General features: G+C 58.4%; 19 protein-coding genes. 14 read left to right on the top strand and 5 right to left on the bottom strand.

Going from position 1 to position 23,064, the window contains the following annotated elements:
- The first annotated feature begins 68 nt into the window (after window positions 1–68).
- The 5 genes from INF73_RS10875 (at window position 69) to ppnP (ending at window position 2,706) form a co-directional block, all read left to right on the top strand.
- Window positions 69–527, top strand: a complete 459-nt coding sequence (locus INF73_RS10875; protein ID WP_010428006.1) for a YaiI/YqxD family protein — start codon at window positions 69–71, stop codon at window positions 525–527.
- A gap of 144 nt (window positions 528–671) precedes the next feature.
- Window positions 672–1,196 (top strand): shikimate kinase AroL, encoded by a 525-nt coding sequence (gene aroL / locus INF73_RS10870; protein WP_028012127.1) that lies wholly within the window; start codon window positions 672–674, stop codon window positions 1,194–1,196.
- Between the two features lie 44 nt (window positions 1,197–1,240).
- The gene (yaiA, locus tag INF73_RS10865; RefSeq protein ID WP_003859135.1) at window positions 1,241–1,432 is read left to right on the top strand and encodes a protein YaiA; all 192 of its coding nucleotides are present in this window, start codon (window positions 1,241–1,243) and stop codon (window positions 1,430–1,432) included.
- A 237-nt stretch (window positions 1,433–1,669) separates the two neighbouring features.
- A complete protein-coding gene (locus INF73_RS10860) occupies window positions 1,670–2,347 on the top strand; it encodes an AroM family protein (RefSeq protein WP_028012129.1) in 678 nt (225 codons plus the stop codon).
- 71 nt (window positions 2,348–2,418) lie between these two features.
- On the top strand, window positions 2,419–2,706 hold the full coding sequence (gene ppnP, locus INF73_RS10855) for a pyrimidine/purine nucleoside phosphorylase (protein WP_008503270.1): 288 nt from the start codon (window positions 2,419–2,421) through the stop codon (window positions 2,704–2,706).
- A 47-nt stretch (window positions 2,707–2,753) separates the two neighbouring features.
- Here ppnP and rdgC read toward each other — a convergent pair whose 3' ends face one another.
- Window positions 2,754–3,668 (bottom strand): recombination-associated protein RdgC, encoded by a 915-nt coding sequence (rdgC, locus tag INF73_RS10850; RefSeq protein WP_014882739.1) that lies wholly within the window; start codon window positions 3,666–3,668, stop codon window positions 2,754–2,756.
- Between the two features lie 123 nt (window positions 3,669–3,791).
- On the opposite strand from rdgC, the gene mak reads away from it, so the two are divergent.
- Window positions 3,792–4,697 carry a fructokinase gene (mak, locus tag INF73_RS10845; RefSeq protein WP_045259882.1) on the top strand — a complete coding sequence of 302 codons (906 nt, stop codon included), beginning with the start codon at window positions 3,792–3,794 and terminating at the stop codon, window positions 4,695–4,697.
- A gap of 80 nt (window positions 4,698–4,777) precedes the next feature.
- Here mak and sbcC read toward each other — a convergent pair whose 3' ends face one another.
- Window positions 4,778–7,909 (bottom strand): exonuclease subunit SbcC, encoded by a 3,132-nt coding sequence (gene sbcC / locus INF73_RS10840; RefSeq protein ID WP_193541195.1) that lies wholly within the window; start codon window positions 7,907–7,909, stop codon window positions 4,778–4,780.
- The gene (sbcD, locus tag INF73_RS10835; protein ID WP_048957502.1) at window positions 7,906–9,111 is read right to left on the bottom strand and encodes an exonuclease subunit SbcD; all 1,206 of its coding nucleotides are present in this window, start codon (window positions 9,109–9,111) and stop codon (window positions 7,906–7,908) included. Before sbcD ends, sbcC begins: the two co-directional genes overlap by 4 nt.
- Before the next feature lie 187 nt (window positions 9,112–9,298).
- On the opposite strand from sbcD, the gene phoB reads away from it, so the two are divergent.
- From phoB to INF73_RS10800, 7 genes are all read left to right on the top strand, one after another.
- Window positions 9,299–9,988: a phosphate response regulator transcription factor PhoB gene (gene phoB / locus INF73_RS10830; protein WP_008503265.1), complete on the top strand. Its 690-nt coding sequence runs from the start codon at window positions 9,299–9,301 to the stop codon at window positions 9,986–9,988.
- Window positions 9,989–10,009: 21 nt separating this feature from the next.
- A complete protein-coding gene (gene phoR, locus INF73_RS10825; protein WP_193541197.1) occupies window positions 10,010–11,305 on the top strand; it encodes a phosphate regulon sensor histidine kinase PhoR in 1,296 nt (431 codons plus the stop codon).
- A 410-nt stretch (window positions 11,306–11,715) separates the two neighbouring features.
- On the top strand, window positions 11,716–13,035 hold the full coding sequence (gene brnQ / locus INF73_RS10820) for a branched-chain amino acid transporter carrier protein BrnQ (protein ID WP_028012134.1): 1,320 nt from the start codon (window positions 11,716–11,718) through the stop codon (window positions 13,033–13,035).
- Between the two features lie 81 nt (window positions 13,036–13,116).
- Window positions 13,117–14,490, top strand: a complete 1,374-nt coding sequence (gene proY, locus INF73_RS10815; RefSeq protein WP_193541199.1) for a proline-specific permease ProY — start codon at window positions 13,117–13,119, stop codon at window positions 14,488–14,490.
- A 141-nt stretch (window positions 14,491–14,631) separates the two neighbouring features.
- The gene (malZ, locus tag INF73_RS10810; RefSeq protein WP_049001870.1) at window positions 14,632–16,449 is read left to right on the top strand and encodes a maltodextrin glucosidase; all 1,818 of its coding nucleotides are present in this window, start codon (window positions 14,632–14,634) and stop codon (window positions 16,447–16,449) included.
- Window positions 16,450–16,534: 85 nt separating this feature from the next.
- Window positions 16,535–19,156: a DUF2339 domain-containing protein gene (locus tag INF73_RS10805; protein WP_193541201.1), complete on the top strand. Its 2,622-nt coding sequence runs from the start codon at window positions 16,535–16,537 to the stop codon at window positions 19,154–19,156.
- Window positions 19,153–20,538: a DUF3999 domain-containing protein gene (locus INF73_RS10800; RefSeq protein WP_193541203.1), complete on the top strand. Its 1,386-nt coding sequence runs from the start codon at window positions 19,153–19,155 to the stop codon at window positions 20,536–20,538. Before INF73_RS10805 ends, INF73_RS10800 begins: the two co-directional genes overlap by 4 nt.
- Window positions 20,539–20,581: 43 nt before the next feature.
- Here the strand turns inward: INF73_RS10800 and INF73_RS10795 are convergent, their stop codons facing one another.
- Window positions 20,582–21,184, bottom strand: a complete 603-nt coding sequence (locus INF73_RS10795) for a peroxiredoxin (RefSeq protein ID WP_008503347.1) — start codon at window positions 21,182–21,184, stop codon at window positions 20,582–20,584.
- Window positions 21,185–21,311: 127 nt separating this feature from the next.
- Window positions 21,312–21,893 (bottom strand): ACP phosphodiesterase, encoded by a 582-nt coding sequence (acpH, locus tag INF73_RS10790; RefSeq protein WP_041911095.1) that lies wholly within the window; start codon window positions 21,891–21,893, stop codon window positions 21,312–21,314.
- 92 nt (window positions 21,894–21,985) lie between these two features.
- Between acpH and queA the strand changes: the two genes are divergently transcribed.
- Complete coding sequence (gene queA, locus INF73_RS10785) at window positions 21,986–23,056, top strand: tRNA preQ1(34) S-adenosylmethionine ribosyltransferase-isomerase QueA (protein ID WP_028012140.1); 1,071 nt, start codon at window positions 21,986–21,988, stop codon at window positions 23,054–23,056.
- The last annotated feature ends 8 nt before the right edge of the window (window positions 23,057–23,064 follow it).

Below are 23,064 nucleotides of genomic sequence, written 5' to 3'. Positions count from 1 at the left end.
CTCTGATTGATAGCTTAACAACGAAATGCAGGCGACAATAGTCGGCAGAGTCATTATGGGGAGACAACATGGCGATTTGGGTTGATGCGGACGCGTGTCCGAATGTGATTAAAGAGATTTTATTCCGCGCCGCCGAGCGCGTTCAGATGCCGCTGACGCTGGTGGCGAACCAGAATATTCGCGTCCCGCCTTCGCGGTTCATTCGCTCCCTCCGCGTGCCGGCCGGGTTCGACGTGGCAGATAATGAAATTGTTCGTCTGTGCAGCGCGGAAGATCTGGTCATCACCGCCGATATTCCGCTGGCGGCGGAAGTGCTGGAGAAAGGGGCGGCGGCGCTCAATCCGCGCGGCGAGCGTTATTCGCCTTCAACCATTCGGGAAAAACTCACTATGCGTGATTTTATGGATACGATGCGGGCCAGCGGCGTGCAGACCGGTGGACCGGACAGCCTGTCCCAGCGCGATCGCCAGCAGTTTGCTGCCGAACTGGATAAATGGCTGCTGGAAGTGAAGCGCCGTACGGCGTAATGATAATTATTGTCAATATGTGGTACAGTGTGGCCTCCACAGGGTTGTCATCCCGTACCGCTTTGCAGTAAAGTAATCGACACATCTTCTGCAATTATTTCTTTACACTCTTCAGCCATTCGGCATCAAGGGGAACACCTGGCTATGACCCAACCCATCTTTTTAGTTGGCCCCCGCGGCTGTGGGAAAACCACCGTTGGCGTGGAACTGGCACGCGCATGTCATCGTCAGTTTGTTGATACCGACCACTGGCTGCAAACCGAGGCCGGCAAAACCATCGCAGACATCGTGGAGCAAGAGGGATGGGAAAGCTTTCGCGCCCGCGAAACGGCCGCGCTGAAAGCGGTCACCACGCCGTCAGCCGTCATTGCGACGGGAGGCGGTATTGTTCTGGCCGAATGTAATCGTCACTTTATGCGCGAAAAAGGCATTGTGATCTATCTCTGCGCGCCGGTGGCGGCTCTGGTAGGGCGACTTGAAGCATTTCCTGAAGAGGGACAACGCCCGGCGCTGACGTCACGACCGCTCAGCGAAGAGGTGAGCGAAGTGCTGGCCGAGCGTGATGCCCTCTACCGTGAAGCGGCACACCATGTCGTGGATGCCTCTGCGGCCCCGGAAGATGTGGTAATTCAGATTATTACTGCCCTGCGTCTGGCGTGTGCCAGCTAACCGCCGTCTATACTGATAGCTCAGACATAAAAAAAGGATGAGCTATGCCAACCAGACCTCCCTATCCGCGCGAAGCACGTATTGTTACCGTTGAAAAAGGCAATGGCGACCAGACCGTCACCTGGTACCAGCTGCGTGCCGATCACCCCAAACCGGACTCGCTGATCAGTGAACATGAGACTGAACAGGAAGCGCTGGATGCCAAACGGCGCTACGAAGATCCCGAAAAGTCGTGAATGTTTTCCTAAACGCTCCAATACCGTGCCTGAATCACACTTTTTACTCATCGCAAATGTTAAGCAGGAGTTAATATTTAGTTATTACAGGTAGCTCCGTTATCGGCAGGCGATCTTTACATTTCGGGGCAGAGATCGCCTGCTACGCTTGGTGCTGTTTTGTTGAAAAAACGAACTGTACAGCGTAGAGAGCCTGTACCTGTGTACACGTTTTTGTAGTGATGGAAGGCGAAGAAGATGAAGGCAACGTTGGCGATCCTCACCATTGGTGTGGTCCCTGTAAGCGAAGTGTTACCGCTCTTAACCGAGCATGTATCTGAACAACAGATCACGCATCTCAGCCTGCTGGGTAAGATGAGCCGGGAAGAGGTCATGGAAGACTACGCTGTAGAGGCGGGGGAGGATCCCCTGGCGACGTTATTAAGCGACGGTAAACTGGCGCATGTTTCTCGGCAGAAAATTGAGCGTTCGCTGCAGGCAGTAATAGAAGTACTCGATAATCAGCAATATGACGTTATTTTGCTGATGAGCACCGCCCCGATTAAGGGGCTCATCGCGCGCAATGCGATTTTGCTTGAGCCGATGCGCATTATTCCTCCGCTGGTAGCCTCCATTGTTGACGGGCATCAGGTGGGGGTCATTGTGCCCATCGAGGAGCTTATGGACAACCAGGAAGCAAAGTGGCACGTGCTCGAAAAAACGCCCCTATATGCGCTGGCAAACCCCTTCTGGGACAGCGAGGCTAAACTCATTGCTGCCGGGAAGGAGCTGCTGGAGAGAGGGGCGGATGTATTGATTCTCGACTGTCTTGGTTTTCACCAGCATCACCGGGATTTACTGCAAAAGGCGCTGGACGTGCCGGTGCTGTTATCCAACGTTCTGATGGCTCGCCTGGCCTCAGAACTTCTGACGTAATGATTTTGCGTGACAGGTGATGAGCATGGCCCCTATAGTGAATTTTTATCTCTGAATATAAGGGCCAGTTCATGCTTCAAAGTAACGAATACTTTTCCGGTAAAGTGAAATCCATCGGTTTTACCAGCAGCAGCACTGGCCGCGCCAGTGTGGGCGTTATGGCTGAAGGGGAATACACCTTTGGCACGGCGGAAGCGGAAGAGATGACGGTGGTCAGCGGCGCGCTGAACGTCTTACTGCCGGGTGAAACGGAATGGAAAGTTTACGCTGCCGGGCAAGTTTTCAACGTCCCTGGCCACAGCGAATTTCATTTGCAGGTCGCTGAACCGACCTCTTATCTGTGCCGCTACCTGAAATAAAAATAAGCCGGGTGGCGCTAACGCTTACCCGGCCTACGTTTTGCCTGTTATCTCTGCGCTTCGCCGCCGAGACCTTCCACCAGATTCTGAATTAACGCGGCCAGTTCGCCGGTCATCAGGATAAAGTCCGCGTCAAAGCGCTGGGCGTAATCTTCCCGGTCGATATCTTCGTTTTGATCGCGCAGCTCGTCGCAGAACTTCAGACGCTTCACGGAACCGTCGTCGCACATCACGAACTGAATGCGCTGCTGCCAGTCGAGCGCCAGCTTGGTGACCACTTTGCCCGCTTCAATGTGTACGGCGATCTCGTCGCTCACCAGATCCTGCTTTTTCGCGCGGATCACGCCGCCATCTTCCAGCAGGGCTTTCAGCTCGGCTTCGTCCAGAATCTGGAAACCTTGCGCCGCGGTACCGCTGCGAACCCACTCGGTCAGGGTCAGCTCAATCGGCGTTTCCAGCGCCAGCGGTACGACCGGTAAAGAGCCGATGCTTTTACGCAGCAGGGCCAGCGTATCTTCCGCTTTTTTGGCGCTGGCGCAGTCCACCATGATCAGCCCGTTAACGGTATCGATCCACATCATCGTCTGGCTGAAGCGGCTGAAGGCACGCGGCAGCAGAGAGTGCAGCACTTCATCTTTCAGCGAGTCTTTTTCGGTTTTTTTCAGCTTGCGGCCCTGCTCGGCTTCCAGCTTGAAAATTTTTGCTTCAAGCGCCTGCTTAACCACCGGCGTGGGCAGAATTTTCTCTTCTTTGCGGGCGCAGACGATGATTTGACCCGTGCTGCTGGCGTGGGTCAGTGCATCGCTTTGTGAACCCATTGGCGGAACCCAACCGGTTTTCGCCATATCCTGGCTACCGCAAGGGGAAAAGCTATAAGCGGCTAACTGTTTTTCCATCTCTTCTGCGCGCAGCGAAACGTCGCGGCTGAGACGGTAAACCATCAAATTTTTGAACCACAGCATGATAATTTCCACGGCCTTGTCGTTAAATCAGCGGGCATGATAACGAATTGTCGCATCGCTTGCATTGCTAATCGGGAAGCGTGCTTCTACTCTGTTGATAATCAAAATAATGAGGAGAGTCTTGTGCGTATTGGGATTGATTTGGGCGGCACCAAAACAGAAGTCATCGCATTAAGCGAGCAGGGGGAACAGCTGTTCCGCCACCGTCTGCCGACGCCGCGCGATGATTATCACCAGACGATCGAGACGATTGCCCGGCTGGTTGATATGGCCGAGCAGGCGACGGGCGAGAGGGGCACGGTCGGGATGGGGATCCCCGGCTCCATTTCACCTTATACGGGTGTGGTGAAAAATGCCAACTCTACCTGGCTCAACGGTCAGCCGTTTGATAAGGATTTGAGCCAGCGTCTGAACCGGGAAGTGCGCCTGGCGAATGACGCTAACTGCCTGGCGGTCTCAGAGGCCGTTGATGGTGCAGCCGCAGGAGCGCAGACCGTGTTTGCGGTGATTATCGGTACCGGCTGCGGCGCGGGCGTGGCGTTTGGCGGACGTTCACATATCGGCGGCAACGGCACGGCGGGTGAGTGGGGGCACAACCCGCTGCCGTGGATGGATGAAGACGAGCTTAAATACCGCGCCGAGGTGCCGTGCTACTGCGGCAAGCAGGGCTGTATTGAGACCTTTATCTCCGGCACCGGTTTTGCAACCGACTACCACCGCCTGAGCGGCCAGCCGCTCAAGGGGAACGAGATTATGCGTTTGGTGGAAGAACAGGATCCGGTGGCCGAACTGGCGCTTAGCCGATACGAAATGCGTCTGGCGAAATCGCTGGCCCACGTAGTGAACATTCTCGATCCGGATGTGATTGTGCTCGGCGGTGGCATGAGCAACGTTGACCGGCTGTACGCCACGGTCCCAAATCTGGTGAAACAGTGGGTCTTCGGCGGCGAGTGCGAAACCCCGATCCGCAAAGCCGTCCACGGCGACTCCAGCGGCGTGCGCGGCGCGGCGTGGTTATGGCCGGAGTAAACGCAAAACGGCAACTTGCGTTGCCGTTTTTGATGTTTAGAGGGCCAGGGTGAGGGCACCAGACCGAATCGACCCAACACTCACCCCACCGCAAACTCCCTGTCCAGCCTGCTATACCCCAGTCCGTTGATCTTCTTCACCTTGATCTGCACCGGTATGCGCTCTTTCATCGCCTCGACGTGGCTAATCACCCCGATGGTTTTCCCGGTGGCGTTCAGCGCGTCGAGCGCATCCAGCGCGGTATCCAGCGTTTCACTGTCGAGCGTGCCGAACCCTTCATCCAGGAACAGGGAATCAATCCGCGTTTTGTGACTGACCAGGTCAGAAAGCGCTAACGCCAGCGCAAGGCTGACCAGGAAGCTCTCGCCGCCGGAGAGCGTGCGCGTATCGCGCACCGCATCGGCCTGCCAGGTGTCGACCACTTCCAGCTCCAGCGCTTCGCTGGCCTTACGCTGTAGGAGATAACGGCCGTGCAGGCGGTTAAGCTGCTGGTTAGCAAGCCAGACAAGATTGTCCAACGTCAGCCCCTGCGCGAACTTACGGAACTTGTCGCCGGTGCTGGAGCCGATCAATGCGTTGAGATAACCCCAGTCGTCGGCCTGGCGCGCGGCCTCTTCAATTTGCTGCATCAACGCCAGCTGGTGCTGACGGTTATCGCTGTCCTGCTTAAGCTGCTGGCGGATCTCGCCCTGATGCGTCGTGTTCTCGCGAAGCCGTTGCGCCAGCTGCTGCAGCTGGCTTTGCAGGGTAGACGCATCCGCGTCAAGTTCTTCCGGGCGCAGCGCAAGGTGCGCCTGCAGCTGCTGATTAGCCTGGCCGGAAAGGGCCGCGGCCTGCTGTATCTGGTTTTCCAGCGACTGTTTCAACTGTTCGAGGCGGCGAATAGCATCGTCATCCAGCAGCGCGGCAAGGAACGCGTCCCGATCGGCAAAATAGCTTGCGGAGAGCGCCGCGGTGAACTGCGTCTGCGATTGCTGCAGGCGCTCGCGCTCCAGCGCCTCCTGCTGCTGCAGGGCGGCGAGCTGGCTTTGCAGCGACACGCATTCATTATGGATGTCGCGCCAGTCATCAGGAATGGCCGGCTCAGCCTCTTCGCCGTGTGTTGCCGGAAGCGTGTCGAGCAGCGGCTTCAGCGCGCTCACGCGTTCCTGAAGCACGCCGTGCTGCGTTTGCTTCTCCTGCCAGTGGGCAAATTCCGCTTCGCGGGCGTGCAGCCAGTCGGCTTCATTGCCCTCTTCGGGAACGCTAAGCGAGAGCGCGAGAAGAGTATGTTCCAGCGCCTGGCGGGTTGCGGTGCGCTGCTGCTGATACTGGCGTTCCTGCGCTTCCTGCTCGTTCAGCTGGTTTTGCAGGTTCAGACGCTGGCTGAGCTGGTAAAGCTGGCGCTCGTAGTGTTCCTGCTCGTTCAGCCATGGCGCGATATCCTCCTGAATATTCAAAGCGATATTCAAAGACGCGCACGCCTCCAGCCACGCTTTAGTGAGTGCTTGCTCTTCCTGAGAAAGCGTCTGCGCTTCGTCTGTCTCACGCTGGATCTGCTGAGCCAGGGCATTAACCTGTCCCAGTACCAGCAGGCCTTCCTCTTTAAGCGCGGCGACCTCTTTTTCGAGCGCATCACGGCGACGCTGGTTATCCGTCAGCTCAAGCGACCGGTAGGTCTCCACGGCAGGATGCTCGTGGGAGCCGCACAGCGGGCAGGGTTTGCCTGCCTCAAGCTGTGAGCGATAGCTTTCCAGATTTTTAATCGTCGCTTCGCGTTCGCACAGGGCTTTCAGGTCCAGATAGTGCTGGTGTTTCTCTTTGTACTGCTGGCGGCGCAGCGCCAGGGTTTCATTGAGCTTGCTCTGCTCCGCCTGGGCTTTCTGCACGCTTTCACCGTTCTGGCTCAGGCGCTTTTGCATCGGCTGATAGCGGGCATGCAGCGACGTCAGCTGCTGGCGCAGCGTGCGGGACCGGGACTGCTGCTCCATGGCCGCGCTGACCTCATCCGCCGTCAGCGTCAGCGTATTTTCCGGCATCTCAGCCAGCTTCTGACGTAGCTCAGTCATCCGCGCAGCAAGCGCGACGAGCTGACTTTTGTCACGGTTTAGCTGTAAGAACTGGGCGCGCCAGCCGGCGATTTCCTGGCCCAGCAGGCGATAACGCTCATTCTCCGCCAGCCACTGTCCCAGCGCCGTCAGTTCGGCCTGTAGCCGCTCATGGGTACGCAGGGCGGTATTGCGGATCCGCGCGCGCAGTGCGGTTTTGGTCTGTAAGCGAGTATTTACTTCGTTAATTCGCTGCTGGGTTTGCGTCAGACGTGCGGTTTGCTCCTGCTGATGCTCCCAGAGCGGACGAAGCTGGGCAGCGGGCTGGGCAAGCTGGAGTTTTGCCAGTTCCGGCGCCGCGTTCGCCTGCGCCTGTTGCGCCTGCTGCTGCAGGGCGGTAACGCGCTGCTGCTCCCGCACGAGCTCGTCATGACGCGTAAGCCACTGAAAATCTTTCTGTTGGCTTTGCTGCTGGGCCAGCAGGGTTTTCTCTTCGTCAGTAAGTGCCTGCAAACTTTGCTGCAACTGCTGCTGTTGTTCTTCGCTGAGCAGCACGACGCCCGCCGCCTGCGCCTCGCATTTTTCCAGCACGCTGCGGGCGGCTTTGTGTTTCTCAAACACCATCGCGGAAATCTGGCCGTAGATTTCGGTGCCGGTGAGTTCTTCCAGCAGTTCTGCGCGGTCGGCAGGTTTGGCATTCAGGAAGGCGGCAAATTGCCCCTGCGAGAGCAGCATTGAGCGGGTAAAACGGCCGTAGTCCAGCCCGGTGAGCGCCGCGGTTTGCTCCAGTTTATCCGACACCTTATCGGCCAGAATCTTGCCATCCTCGCAGCGGGCCAGCTCCACGCGCGGTGCCTGCAGGTTCCCGTCCGGCTGGTTGCGCGCCCGGTTCTGGCTCCAGAAGGCGCGATAGGCAACGCCTTTCACCTCAAACTCCACTTCCGCCAGGCACTCGGCGGTATCGCGCGTCATCAGATCGTTTTGCGCCTGAGAGACCTTATTCAGGCGCGGGGTTTCGTGGTAGAGCGCCAGGCAGATGGCATCGAGCAGGGTGGTTTTACCCGCGCCGGTTGCGCCAGTGATGGCAAACAGGCCGTTGCTGGCAAAAGGCTCCGCTGTGAAGTCAATTTTCCACTCGCCCTTGAGGGAGTTGAGATTTTTCAGGCGCAGGCTCAGAATTTTCATGCGTTTTCTTCCTCGTCATTGAGGGCGTGCAGAGTATGGCTGAACAGCTCGTTGAGCCTGACGCGCTTCGCATCATCGATCTCTTCCTGCGACAGTCGGCGCTCGAATACCTCTTCTACGCGCAGTTCGCTAAGCGTTTCGCGCTGGGCGCCGAGCAGAATTTTCTCGCGCTGCTCGCGGCTGCGGCGCACCAGCAGCACCTCAACCGGCAACTCTTCGGTTAGCGCCTGAATTTTCCGCTGCATATCGTGCAGGTAGTCATCGGTGGTGATTTCAATATCCAGCCAGACGGGCGGGTTAAGCTCAGCGCCGCGCCACTGCTCAAGCTGGGCGGTGATGGCAGCCAGATCGCCCTTCAGCACCGCCAGCGGCTGGGTGACCGGCACTTCCAGCGTCTCGACGGCGCTGAGTTTGCCCTCATCAAAGCTCACCAGATGCACGGATTTGGCTTTTCCGGTTTCATCGAAGCTGAGCGAAATAGGGGAGCCACAGTAGCGGATATGCTCGCAGCCGCCGATGACCTGGGCGCGGTGAATGTGCCCGAGCGCGATGTAGTCCGCGGGAGGGAAGTTTTGCGCGGGAAAGGCGTCCAGCGTACCGATATAGATCTCGCGGACCGCGTCACTTTTGCTGGCCCCGACGGTGGTGAGGTGCCCGGTGGCAATGACCGGAATGGCCTGTTCACCGCGCAGGGCACAGGCTTCCGCGTGCTGCTGGTGATAGTAGTCGGTGATGGCCTGCAATAAATGCTGCTGCTTTTCCGCGCCCGACAGTCCCGCCTGGCTTTGCACGATGTCGCGCGGACGTAAAAAGGGAATCGGGCACAGTACCGCGCCCGGCGACCCGTCGCGTTTTTTCAGGATCTGCGGCGCGTGCCCGGCGCTGGCGACCACGGTGGTATTGAGAAACGCCAGGATGTCGCGGGATTCATTGAGCGTGGCGACGGAGTCATGGTTACCGGCGACAATCACCAGATGACAGCCGGTCTGCTGCAGGTTCACCACGAAGCGGTTATACAGTTCACGCGCATAGCTCGGCGGCGAACCGGTATCAAAGATGTCACCCGCCACAATAATGGCATCCACCTCGTGCGCCTGGGCCGTTTCCAGAAGCCAGTTCAGGAACGCTTCATGTTCAGCCGCACGGCTTTTGCTGTAAAAATTTTGACCCAGATGCCAGTCCGAGGTGTGAAGTATGCGCATAGGAGATCCGTGGCGAAAAACGATGCGGGCGATTATAAACTGTCAGGGAGAGGAAAATAACCGCTGTAATAAAACAACAGTTTGCCATTTATAGTGGTACTGTTTTTCATAAATCTGTCATAAATCTGACGCATAATGGCGCCGCATTACAAACTTGTAACTTAAATAAGATAAGACAGGGCAAAGTATGGCGAGACGTATTCTGGTCGTAGAAGATGAAGCTCCAATTCGTGAAATGGTGTGCTTCGTGCTCGAACAAAATGGCTTCCAGCCGGTTGAAGCGGAAGATTATGACAGCGCGGTGAACCAGCTGAATGAACCCTGGCCCGATCTGATTCTGCTTGACTGGATGTTGCCCGGCGGCTCCGGACTGCAGTTTATCAAACATCTGAAGCGTGAAGCGCTGACCCGCGACATCCCGGTGGTGATGCTCACGGCGCGCGGAGAGGAAGAGGATCGCGTGCGCGGTCTGGAGACCGGCGCGGACGATTACATTACCAAGCCTTTCTCCCCGAAAGAGCTTGTTGCCCGCATTAAGGCCGTCATGCGCCGTATTTCCCCGATGGCGGTGGAAGAGGTGATCGAGATGCAGGGCCTCAGCCTTGACCCAACGTCACACCGCGTGATGACCGGCGAAAATCCCCTCGACATGGGGCCTACCGAATTTAAACTCCTGCACTTCTTTATGACCCATCCGGAACGCGTGTACAGCCGCGAGCAGTTGCTGAATAACGTCTGGGGAACTAACGTGTATGTCGAAGACCGGACGGTTGACGTACATATCCGCCGCCTGCGAAAAGCGCTGGAACTGAGCGGCCACGATCGCATGGTACAGACGGTCCGCGGTACGGGTTATCGTTTCTCGACCCGTTTCTGAATAATGACAGGAGTGTGACGCGTGCTGGAACGTCTGTCATGGAAAAGGCTCGTCTTTGAACTGATCTTATGCTGTATTCCGGCCCTTCTTCTGGGGGCCTTACTTGGGCATCTGCCGTGGTTTCTGCTGGCGGCGGTCACCGGGCTGTTAGCCTGGCATTTCTGGAACCTGCTGCGCCTCTCCTGGTGGCTGTGGGTGGACCGCAGTATGACCCCGCCGCCGGGAAGCGGCAGCTGGGAGCCGCTGCTGTACGGCCTGCACCAGATGCAGATGCGTAATAAAAAGCGTCGCCGCGAGCTGGGAAGCCTGATCAAACGCTTTCGCAGCGGCGCAGAGTCGCTGCCGGATGCGGTGATCCTGACGACAGAAGAAGGAACTATTTTCTGGTGTAACGGGCTTGCGCAACAGCTGCTGGGCCTGCGCTGGCCGGACGACAATGGTCAGAACATCCTCAACCTTCTGCGTTATCCCGAGTTCACGCTGTATCTGAAAAAGCGTGATTTCACCCGTCCCCACAATCTGAAGCTGAATAACGGTCGCCATCTGGAAATCCGCGTAATGCCCTACAGCGATCGCCAGTGGCTGATGGTGGCGCGCGACGTCACCCAGATGCACCAGCTGGAAGGGGCGCGTCGTAACTTCTTCGCCAACGTCAGCCACGAACTACGCACCCCGTTGACCGTGCTGCAGGGCTACCTGGAGATGATGCAGGAGCAAACCCTGGAAGGTGCGCCGCGTGAAAAAGCGCTGCACACCATGCGCGAGCAAACGCACCGAATGGAAGGGCTGGTGAAGCAGCTGCTGACGCTGTCAAAGATTGAAGCGGCGCCTTCTCTTGCGCTGAATGACACCATTGATGTGCCGATGATGCTGCGGGTCGTGGAGCGTGAAGCGCAGACGTTAAGCCATAAAAAACATCAGCTGACCTTTGACGTCGACAACGCGCTGAAGGTGCTGGGCAGCGAGGATGAACTGCGTAGCGCCATCTCCAACCTGGTGTACAACGCGGTAAACCATACGCCGGAAGGAACGGATATCGTAGTGCGCTGGCAGCATACGCCGGCAGGCGCCGAGTTTAGCGTTGAGGATAACGGGCCGGGGATCGCCCCGGAGCATATTCCGCGCCTGACCGAGCGCTTCTACCGGGTGGATAAAGCGCGATCGCGGCAGACGGGGGGGAGCGGCCTGGGGCTGGCGATTGTGAAACACGCGGTGAATCACCATGACAGCCGTCTTGATATCCAGAGTACCCTGGGTAAGGGAACCCGCTTTAGTTTCGTTATCCCGGAACGATTAATTGCCAAAAAGAGCGCCTGACGGCAGGCGTGTCATTTTACCTTTCCACGGGTCAGCCATCGCTGGCCCGTTTGCTTTGCAGTCAAGCGAAACGCGTGTGAATTTTATACGGTTGGCTGTTTTTTGTTCGCATGATTAGCCATGGGTTTTTCCTATAATTAGCGCATTGTTCTGGTGTGCGTTTTCATACTGGCATATTGTTCTGGTTTTGCGATCCCTCCTTGCCTTTAAACGTTATAAGCGTTTAAATTGCCCCCCAGATACTGTCAGACCGACTGTATTTGCGTGGTAAATCGAAAAACTATTCTTCTCCACGCCAGGACGGGAGCATTTCCCGCTGAAATTGAGCAATTTTTCGGCTGTATCGTCCCGTCAGGGAAATCGAAAAATCTCAACGTTTTCAACACCACATCCACAGGCAGTAAGGTTTTATGACCCATCACTTAAAATCGCGTGACATTATCGCGCTGGGCTTTATGACATTTGCGCTGTTCGTTGGCGCAGGCAACATCATTTTCCCTCCAATGGTTGGCTTACAGGCGGGTGAACACGTCTGGACCGCCGCGTTCGGTTTCCTGATTACTGCCGTGGGTCTGCCGGTACTGACCGTTATCGCGCTGGCGAAAGTCGGTGGCGGCGTGGATAGCCTCAGCACCCCGATTGGCAAAGTGGCTGGCGTTCTGCTGGCTACCGTCTGCTATCTGGCCGTTGGTCCGCTGTTTGCCACCCCGCGTACCGCGACCGTTTCCTTCGAAGTGGGCATCGCCCCGCTGACCGGCGACGGCGCGATGCCGCTGTTCATCTACAGCCTGATTTATTTCGCCATCGTGATTTTGGTTTCCCTCTATCCGGGCAAGCTGCTGGACACGGTAGGTAACTTCCTGGCGCCGCTGAAAATTGTAGCGCTGATCGTGCTGGCCGTGGCGGCCATCATCTGGCCAGCCGGCCCGATTAGCGACGCGATGGATGCCTATAAAAACGCCGCGTTCTCTAACGGCTTTGTGAACGGCTACCTGACGATGGATACGCTGGGCGCGATGGTGTTTGGTATCGTTATCGTTAACGCCGCGCGTTCCCGCGGCGTGACCGAAGCGCGTTTGCTGACCCGTTATACCATTTGGGCTGGCCTGATGGCCGGTGTGGGCCTGACGCTGCTGTATCTGGCGCTGTTCCGCCTGGGCTCTGACAGCGCGATGCTGGTTGATCAGAACGCGAACGGTGCGGCTATCCTGCACGCTTACGTTCAGCACACCTTCGGTGGGGCGGGCAGCATGCTGCTGGCGGCGCTGATCTTCCTGGCGTGTCTGGTAACCGCGGTTGGCCTGACCTGCGCCTGCGCAGAGTTCTTTGCGCAGTATCTGCCGCTCTCTTACCGTACCCTGGTGTTTATTCTCGGTATCTTCTCCATGGCGGTGTCTAACCTCGGTCTGAGCCACCTGATTCAGGTCTCTATTCCGGTGCTGACGGCGATCTATCCGCCGTGCATCGTGCTGGTGGTGCTGAGCTTCACCCGTCCGTGGTGGCATAACTCCTCACGAATTATTGCGCCAGCCATGTTTATCAGCCTGATTTTTGGTATCCTTGACGGGATTAAAGCATCAGCGTTCGCTGAAATTCTGCCAGCCTGGACACAGCGTCTGCCGCTGTCCGAGCAGGGCCTGGCCTGGCTGATGCCTACCGTTGTTGCACTGGTTCTGGCGGTTATCTGGGACCGTGCTGCAGGGCGTCAGGTCACATCGAACGCTCATTAATCAACGGCAACAAACTGTTTAACCACGGGGCTTAAGGCCCCGTGGTTTTTTGTTTTTTTCGTGTTGAATGGCAAGATTTAAATGGAAAGCACTAACAAACTTAAACGTGGATTGAGCACGCGCCACATCCGCTTTATGGCGCTGGGCTCTGCTATCGGCACCGGTCTTTTTTATGGCTCGGCAGATGCCATCAAAATGGCCGGTCCAAGCGTGCTGCTGGCGTACATCATCGGCGGCGTGGCGGCGTATATCATCATGCGCGCCCTCGGCGAAATGTCGGTTCACAACCCGTCTGCCAGCTCCTTCTCCCGCTACGCGCAGGAAAACCTCGGCCCGCTGGCCGGGTTTATCACCGGCTGGACCTACTGCTTCGAAATTTTGATTGTGGCGATTGCCGACGTAACCGCATTCGGCATCTACATGGGCGTCTGGTTCCCGGCGGTGCCGCACTGGATCTGGGTGCTGAGCGTGGTGTTGCTCATTTGCGCCGTCAATCTGATGAGCGTGAAGGTGTTCGGCGAGCTGGAGTTCTGGTTCTCCTTCTTCAAGGTCGCGACCATCATCATCATGATTGTGGCGGGTTTCGGGATCATCATCTGGGGGATTGGCAACGGCGGCCAGCCGACCGGCATCCATAACCTCTGGAGCAACGGCGGCTTCTTCAGCAACGGCTGGCTCGGGATGGTGATGTCGCTACAGATGGTAATGTTCGCCTACGGCGGCATCGAGATTATCGGCATCACCGCCGGGGAAGCGAAAGATCCGGAGAAATCCATTCCGCGCGCCATCAACTCGGTGCCGATGCGTATTCTGGTGTTCTACGTGGGTACGCTGTTCGTGATTATGTCCATCTACCCGTGGAACCAGGTGGGCACTATCGGTAGCCCGTTTGTCCTGACCTTCCAGCATATGGGCATTGCCTTTGCTGCCAGCATTCTGAACTTTGTGGTGTTGACCGCGTCGCTTTCGGCCATCAACAGTGACGTCTTTGGCGTGGGCCGCATGCTGCACGGCATGGCGGAGCAGGGCAGCGCGCCGAAGGTGTTCGCCAAAACTTCACGCCGCGGCACGCCGTGGGTGACGGTGGTGGTGATGACCGTAGCGCTGCTGTTCTCGGTTTACCTGAACTACATCATGCCGGAGAACGTCTTCCTGGTGATTGCGTCCCTGGCGACCTTCGCGACCGTGTGGGTGTGGATCATGATCCTGCTGTCGCAGATTGCCTTCCGCCGCCGTCTGTCGCCGGATGAGGCGAAAGCGCTGAAGTTTAAGGTGCCGGGCGGGGTGGCGACGACCGTGGTCGGGCTGATCTTCCTGGTGTTTATCATTGGCCTGATTGGCTACCATCCGGATACCCGCATTTCCCTGTACGTGGGCTGTGCGTGGATCGTTCTGCTGCTGATCGGCTGGGTGTTTAAGTGCCGCCGTGACCGTCAATTGGCAGAAGCACAGTAATATTTTTATCCCCCCTCCCTCGCGGGAGAGGGGATTTTTGCCTCCTCCCCCGTCCTCCTCCCCCAATAAATCTCGTCATGGTGAGCTATCCTTAACCACCCTGTGGCAAGGTGACGTCAATTTCATCAGAGGGGATTCGTGATGTTAAACGCCTGGCACCTTCCGGTTGCCCCATTTGTTAAGCAAAACAAAGACAACCTTGTGATTACGCTCTGGCTGGCGGGGGAAAATCAGCCGGAACGCGTGACGCTCCGCGCCGAAATTGATAACGAAGAGACCGGGCTGAAAATGCACAAGCTGCGCAGCCAGCCGCAGCCGGGGATTACGGCGTGGCGGGCGAATATCGATTTGCGCACCGGGCAGCCGCGCCGTCGCTATAGCTTTAAGCTTTTATGGAACAACCGCCAGTTGTGGTTTACCCCGCAGGGGTTTAGCCGTTTCCCACCGGCCCGGCTGGAGCAGTTCGCCGTCGATTACCCGGATAACGGCCCGCAGTGGGTTAACGATCAGGTCTTTTATCAGATTTTCCCGGACCGCTTTGCGCGCAGCGAAAAACGCACCGCAGGCCAGGACAAGGTCTATTACCATCATGCCGCGGGTCACGACATCATCCTGAAAAAATGGGATGAACCGGTGACGGCGCAGGCGGGCGGCTCGACGTTCTACGGCGGCGATCTCGACGGCATCAGCGAAAAGCTGCCGTACCTGAAAAAACTCGGCGTGACGGCACTGTACCTCAACCCGGTGTTTAAAGCCCCGAGCGTACACAAATACGATACCGAAGATTATCGCCACGTTGATGCGCAGTTTGGCGGCGACGAGGCGCTGCTGCGCCTGCGTAAGAACACCCAAAAAGAAGGCATGCGCCTCATTCTGGACGGTGTCTTCAACCACAGCGGCGATTCGCACGCGTGGTTTGACCGTCATAACCAGTCGATGGGCGGAGCATGTCATAACCCGGATTCGCCGCAACGTGACTGGTACAGCTTTAACGAGGAGGGGCGCGCGCTGGACTGGCTGGGCTACCCGAGCCTGCCGAAGCTGGATTTCCAGTCGCCGTCACTGGTGAACGAGATTTACGGCGGGGAAGACAGCATCGTGCGTTACTGGCTGAAGGCGCCGTGGAATATGGACGGCTGGCGTCTGGACGTGGTGCATATGCTCGGTGAAGCGGGCGGGGCGCGAAATAACCTTCAGCACGTGGCCGGGATCGCGCGTTCGGCGAAAGCGGCTCAGCCGGAGGCGTTTGTCTTTGGCGAACACTTTGGCGACGCGCGCCAGTGGCTGCAAAACGATGCCGAAGATGCGGCGATGAACTATCGCGGCTTTACCTTCCCGCTGTGGGGATTCCTGGCTAACACCGATATCTCCTACGATCCGAACCATATCGACGCCGAAACCTGCGCCGCGTGGATGGATAACTATCGCGCTGGCCTGTCGCATCAGCAGCAGCTGCGGATGTTTAACCAGCTCGATAGCCACGACACCGCGCGCTTTAAATCCCTGCTCGGCAAGGATGTGGCGCGTCTGCCGCTGGCGGTCACCTGGCTCTTCACCTGGCCGGGCGTACCGTGCATTTACTACGGAGATGAAGTGGGGCTGGACGGCAACAACGATCCGTTCTGCCGCAAAACCTTCCCGTGGGAGGCAGAGAAACAGGATAAGGTGCTGTTCAGCCTGTATCAGCGGCTGGCGAAGCTGCGCAAACAGAGTCTCGCCCTGCGCTACGGCGGCTGTCAGGTGGCGTACGCCCACGATAATGTGGTGGTCTTTGTCCGCGTCTATAATCAGCAGCGCGTGCTGGTGGCGATTAACCGGGGCGAGGCCTGCGAGGTGGTGCTGGATGATTCGCCGCTGCTTAAGGTGGCGACGTGGACGAACAAAGAGGGTAAGGCGACGATACAGGATGGCGTGCTGGCGCTGCCTGCGGTATCCGCGACGGTCTGGCTCGGCAGCTAATGCGCTAAAGTTTCCCCTTTTAAGATGGCGCAAATGCAACGATTTGTGTCAATCTTAACGGATCGTTTACGGTGAAGGTGGAAACATGGACGAGCTTTACATCCTTGGCTGTTTATTCCTGGTTTTTGCGCTGCTGGTTGCGCCCGTGCTTGCGGTTATCGGGTTTAATCGAAGCACGGCGGCGCAGCAGGAGATCGCCCGGCTACGCCAGCGCATTGAGGTGCTTGAGCAGCGCGGCGCAGCTCAGGTAGCGCCGGAGACAGAACAGGTGCAAGCGGTCACTCCGGCTGTCGTGACCGCGCCGGTGGCTGAGGACGCGCCCGCGCCTGTCGATCCCTGGCGTCCCAACATTCCTACAGCCGAGGCAAAACCCGCTCCGGCCCCTGCGCCTGCGGCTAAACAGCCATCTGCCTTTGGCGGCATTGTGACGTCGCTGACGCGCTGGTTTATGCAGGGTAATCCCCTGGCGAAGCTTGGCATTCTGTTGCTCTTCCTCGGCCTCTCTTTCCTGCTGCGCTATACCGTTGAACACTCCCTGTTCCCGCTTGAGCTACGCCTGGTGGCGACGGCGCTGTTTGCCATCGTGCTGCTGGCGGTTGGGTGGCGGCTGCGGCACAAGCAGCCGATCTACGCGCTTATCTTACAGGGCGGGGCGACGGGCATTCTCTACCTGACGGTCTTCGGCGCCTTCCGGCTCTGGCAGATGCTGCCGATGACGCTGGCCTTTGCGCTACTGGTGGTGATTTGCGCCGCGAGCGTTGGGCTGGCCGTGCTGCAGAAAGCGCTGAGCCTTGCTATGCTGGCGAGCCTCGGCGGGTATCTTGCGCCGCTGCTGCTATCTACCGGGGGCGGCAGCTTTGTGGCGCTGTTTTCCTTCTATCTCCTGCTTTCCATCGGCATTCTCGCCATCAGCATCTGGCAGCACTGGCGCGAGCTCAACCTGCTCGGGCTGCTCTTCACCTTTGGCGTGGGCGGCCTGTGGGGGCTGAGTGAGTACCAGCCTGAAGACTATTGGATCTGCCAGCTGTTCCTGATTGCCAATACGCTGATATTCGGCGTGCTGAGCGTGGCGCTGTCGCTGCGGGCGCAGGAGAAAGGAAAGCAGATTATTGACGGCGTGCTGCTGTTTGCCCCGCCGCTGATAGGCTTTGGGATGCAGTACGGTATGACCCGGCACTGGGAATATGGTCCGGCCCTGAGCGCTTTGGGATACGGCGCATTTTATCTGGCCCTCGCTTTCCTTGCGCTGCGCCGCTATCCGTCCATCGGGCGACCGCTGGTGATGGCGGCGCTGGCGATCGGCGGCGGGTTTGCCACGCTTGCGATTCCGCTCGCGCTCTCCGCGCGGTGGACGGCGATGGCCTGGGCGCTGGAGGGGCTGGGCATCCTCTGGCTGGGCGTGCAGCAGCACCAGCGGCGCATGAGCTATAGCGGGACGGCGCTGCTGGTGCTGGCGCTCGGCAGCGCGCTGTGGGCGCAGATGAACGGCGTTACTCCGCTGAGCCTGCTGCTTATCTTCGCCATCCTCAGCCTTTGCTGGCTGGCTGCGGCCTGGCTGTGGCGGAACCTCTTTCTGCCGGTTAGCTGGGCGCTGCTGGCAGGCGGGCTGCTGTTCTGGCTCGTGGCGCTATTTGGCGCGTCGCGGCTGGTGTTGAAGCAGGAACTGCCTGTTCTGGCGGGCGTGCTGGCGCTGACGGCGGCGTCGGTCTGGGGCTGGCGGCAGGCTGCCGTTCGTCTGGCGTGGCGGGAGCTGGATGCCAGCAAATGGCTGCTGTGGCCGCTGATGCTGGTGATGGTGGGCTATCAGCTCTCGCACCAGCAGATGTTTGCCGCCGGCTGGTCAAATCTGGCCTGGGGTATTGCGCTTCCCGCCGCGCTGATGCTGCTGAGGCGCGACGGCGCCCGTTTAGCGCCGCGCATCTCTATGGGGCTGCATCTGGCGCTGTTCTGGATGATATTACTGGCGCTGGCGGCGGAGCTTTACTGGTTTGCCCGGTCGCTGCCGTGGGGCATGGCGGCCTGGGGCAGCGGGCTGGCGATGGCCGCAGGCGGCGGGGTGATTATGGCGCTCTCTGCGGCGGTGCGCCGTCGCGGGTGGCCGTTCCGGGAGTGGCCCGCGCTCTACGCGTGCATAGCACCGATCCCCGTGCTCGCGGCGCTGCTGGTATTGCTGGTGGTGACCAATTTCCAGGACGGCGTGGTTTATCGTCAGACCTGGCTGCCGCTGGTGAACCCGCTTGAAGAAGGCGCGGCATTCGCGCTGCTGGGGCTGGTGGTCTTTTACCGGGCGGTGGATCGTTACTACCCGACGCAGCTCTCGCAGGCCCGTCCGTGGCCTGCCGTCGCGATTATGGCGTTTGGCTTCTGGTGGCTTAACGGTGCGTTGATGCGCGCCCTGGCCTGGTACGGCGACGTGGCCTGGAATATGGCGTCGCTGTGGGATTCGCGGCTGATCCAGACCACGTTTGCCCTGTTCTGGATGCTGAGCGCGCTGGTGATCATGGTCCACGCCACCCATAGGGCTTCCCGTCAGGAGTGGCTTGGCGGTGCCGCGCTGCTGGGCGTGGTGATGGTTAAACTGATGCTGGTGGACAGCGCGGGTGGAGGCGGTCTGTCGCGTGCGGTGGCGTTTATCGGCGTGGCAATACTGGTGCTGATCGTGGGGTATTTCTCGCCGCTACCGCCCAAAACAGGAGATGAAAAATGAAATGGATGAAAGCGGTAGCTTGTACCGCTCTGCTGGCGCTTGCAGGCCCGGCGTTCTGCGACGAGGTACAAACGGAATCGCCCCGGGACTATGCCTTTGGCCGCTCGCTGGATACGTCTGCTCCTTCCCAGTGGTATCGGGTGACGCTGCCGCTCGCCGTCTATACGCAGAGCACGTCGCCGGATCTGCATGACGTTCGCGTCTTTAACCAGTCGGGCGAGCCGGTTCCTTTCAGCCTGGTCACCGCGACGCGTCCGCAGGCGGCAGCACAATCCACGGCGCTGCGCCTCTTTCCTCTGGACGCCTCACCGCTTGCGCCTGCGCGTGGGGATGAGGGCAGCGATAAGATCCTGCTCCGTTCCGGAAACGGCGTAGAGATTGTGCTGGAGGGGCAAAAAGCCGCCGCAGCCGGGCAGCATTATCTGCTGACCCTGCCGGAGCAGGCTACGGGTGAGATTGCCCTGTCCCAGCTGCAGCTGCTCTGGAATACCCCTCAGGCGCCGTGGCAGGGAACGGCGTCGGTCTATTACAGCGAGGATCTTAAGCGCTGGTATACCCTGCGCGAGGATATGCCGCTGCTGGACGTGATGAGCGGGCAGGATCGTCTTAAGCTCGATCGGATCGATACCGATATCGTTTTGTCTCCCGATACGAATCGCTATCTCCTGGTCGTACTGAATGCTCAGAGCCAGGGGGTGACCTTAACCGGCGTTAACGCGATTAGCGCTCCTGTGCGGGCGACGCCGGACGCGATCGCTCTTGAGGGGGTAGGGGAGCAGCTATCGACAAGCGAAGCGCAGTGGCACTGGGCGCAGCCGCAGCCGCTGAGTGCTATCAGCATTTTACTGAATGGCGACGGCGTCCTTCCCGTCGAGATAGCGTGGCGGAGTACGGAAAAAGACACATGGCACCCCCTGAAAAAAGAGGTGCTTTACCGTCTGGAGGGCAAAACGTCTCCACCGGTTTCGCTTAGCGGAGGCCTGGTGCAGGCGGTGAAAATCACGACGCTGAATGCGCGCCTGCCGGAATACCTGCCGGGCGTCACCGGGCATCGTGACCGCTATGATCTGGTGTTCAACGCGCAGGGAAAAGCGCCGTACGTGCTTGCCTGGGGCAATGGCGCTGCAAAGCCTGCCAGCGTGGAACCTGACATGCTGATCCCCGCCGACCTGCGCAAAACCTATGATATGGAGCACCTGCCGCAGGCCGACATTCTGGATGATGTCGCGTTAGGCGGCGAGGGGCGTCTGACCGCTACCTCTGCGTCCGAGCGGGAGAGCCGGATGAACGCGCTGCTGGTGTGGGGCGTGCTAATTGCGGGCGTAATTCTGCTGGCGGGAATGGCCTGGCGCATCTGGCGAGAGACGCAGCGTAAGGCATAAAAAAAGGCCCGCATAAGCGGGCCTTCTTCGTAAACCGTGCCGATTACAGGCTGGATACGTTCTCTGACAGGTATTTAGCAACGCCGTCTGGGGACGCAGCCATACCTTCTTTACCTTTTTCCCACTGAGCCGGGCACACTTCGCCGTGCTCTTCGTGGAACTGCAGCGCGTCAACCATGCGCAGCATTTCGTCGATGTTACGACCCAGCGGCAGATCGTTCACAACCTGGTGACGAACGATGCCGTTTGCGTCGATCAGGAAGGAACCGCGCAGCGCAACGCCAGCGTCCGGATGTTCGATACCGTAAGCCTGCTGGATTTCGCGTTTGATGTCCGCAACCATCGCGTATTTCACCGCACCGATGCCGCCTTTGTCGACAGGGGTGTTACGCCATGCGTTGTGTACAAATTCAGAGTCGAAGGAGACGCCAACCACTTCCACGCCACGCTTCTGGAATTCTTCATAACGTTTGTCGAACGCGATCAGCTCAGACGGGCAAACGAAAGTGAAGTCCATTGGCCAGAAGAACAGAACGGTCGCTTTACCGTTGGTGTGCTGTTTGAAGTTGAAGTTTTCAACGATTTCACCGTTGCCCAGAACTGCTGCAGCTGTAAAATCCGGAGCCGGACGAGTTACCAGAACCATATGATTCTCCTGTAGATACTAAGGTTATTTGGAACGCAACGCGAGCCAGTATAGAGAGTGTTCGTGGATAAGACAAAGAGGTGGTGACAATCGTTCCGCCAGCTTTTACCTATCAATGATCGTGCTGTCAGAGCTGCTTGTTTTTCGCCTGCGCCATCATGCGCGGGTAGAACTGCCAGAATTGGCTCTCCAGCGCATCGTAATGCTCATCCAGGTCGTACCAGGAGTCGCGCAGCGCATCCAGCCGCGGGCGACGGCTCGCCATGCCATTCAAGACATTCTGGATAAAGTCCATCTCGCGATAGCGCTCCAGCCAGCGTTCCGACCACAGGTAGTTATTCAGATTCACAAAGCGCGGCGGCGAATCGGGCAGAATGATCGACACCTGCTGGTGGGCGTAGCGCACAAACGCCGGCAACGGCATCTCCGGCGAGAGCTGTTCCCAGTGGCGAGACAGGAAGTGGTCCCACATCACGTCGAGCGTGATCGGCGCAACGCGGCGCGTTTCAGGGCGAAACCACGCTTTCGCTTCCGTCACCTCGGGCAGATTATCAGTGATGACATCAATGCGGCGGTGCATAAAAATCCCGTCGACAACCTCGGGAGAATACGCTTCAGCGGGGTTGCCGCGCACGAAATCGGCCAGCAAATTGCCGGAAAGGGAGCTGTCAGCGAGGTGAGCGAGATGCAGGTGAGCGAGAAAATTCATGCGTTTTATTTGTCCAGTGGCGGCTAGTTGTTGCAGCAAAAGGGTGTGAGCACTAGACTATGCCGCCTGTTTTTAAGTCACGAGTATACGTCATGCGCGTCGCCGATTTCTCCTTTGAACTACCTGAATCCCTGATTGCTCACTATCCCATGCCTGAGCGCAGCAGCTGTCGCTTACTGTCACTGGATGGGCCAACGGGCGAGCTGACGCACGGTACTTTCACCGATTTGCTCGACAAGCTCAACCCTGGCGATCTGCTGGTCTTTAACAATACCCGCGTGATCCCGGCGCGCCTGTTTGGCCGTAAGGCCAGCGGCGGCAAGATTGAAGTGCTGGTCGAACGTATGCTCGATGATAAACGTATTCTGGCACATATTCGCGCTTCCAAAGCGCCGAAGCCGGGCGCGGAGCTGCTGCTGGGTGATGACGAAAGCATCAAGGCGACCATGACCGCGCGCCACGACGCGCTGTTCGAGGTGGCGTTCGACGACGAGCGCACGGTGCTCGATATCCTGAACGCCATCGGCCATATGCCGCTGCCGCCGTACATTGAGCGCCCGGACGAAGAGGCCGACCGCGAGCTGTACCAGACCGTCTACAGCCAGAAGCCTGGCGCGGTCGCGGCGCCAACCGCAGGTCTGCACTTTGATGAACCGCTGCTGGAAAAGCTGCGCGCGAAGGGCGTTGAGATGGCGTTTGTGACGCTGCACGTCGGCGCGGGCACCTTCCAGCCGGTACGGGTGGACAGCATTGAAGACCACATCATGCACTCCGAGTATGCCGAAGTGCCGCAGGATGTGGTGGACGCGGTGCTGGCGGCGAAAGCGCGCGGTAGCCGCGTCGTGGCCGTCGGTACGACGTCCGTGCGTTCACTGGAGAGCGCTGCGCAGGCAGCTAAAAACGGTCTTATCGAGCCGTTCTTTGGCGATACGCAGATCTTCATCTACCCGGGCTATCAGTACAAAGTGATTGACGCGCTGGTGACCAACTTCCATCTGCCTGAATCGACGCTGATTATGCTGGTCTCTGCGTTTGCGGGTTATCAGCATACGATGAATGCGTACAAGTCTGCGGTAGAACAAAAATATCGCTTTTTTAGCTACGGGGACGCGATGTTTATCACGTACAATCCGCTGGCTTTGAATGAGCGTGTCGGGGAATAAGTCCGCGG

This window comes from Enterobacter cloacae complex sp. P6RS (assembly GCF_014982245.1).
In the GTDB taxonomy this organism is placed as follows: Bacteria; Pseudomonadota; Gammaproteobacteria; order Enterobacterales; family Enterobacteriaceae; genus Enterobacter; species Enterobacter bugandensis.
The sequence above is the reverse complement of the archived record's forward strand: the minus strand, read 5'-3'. Positions and strand labels throughout refer to the sequence as shown.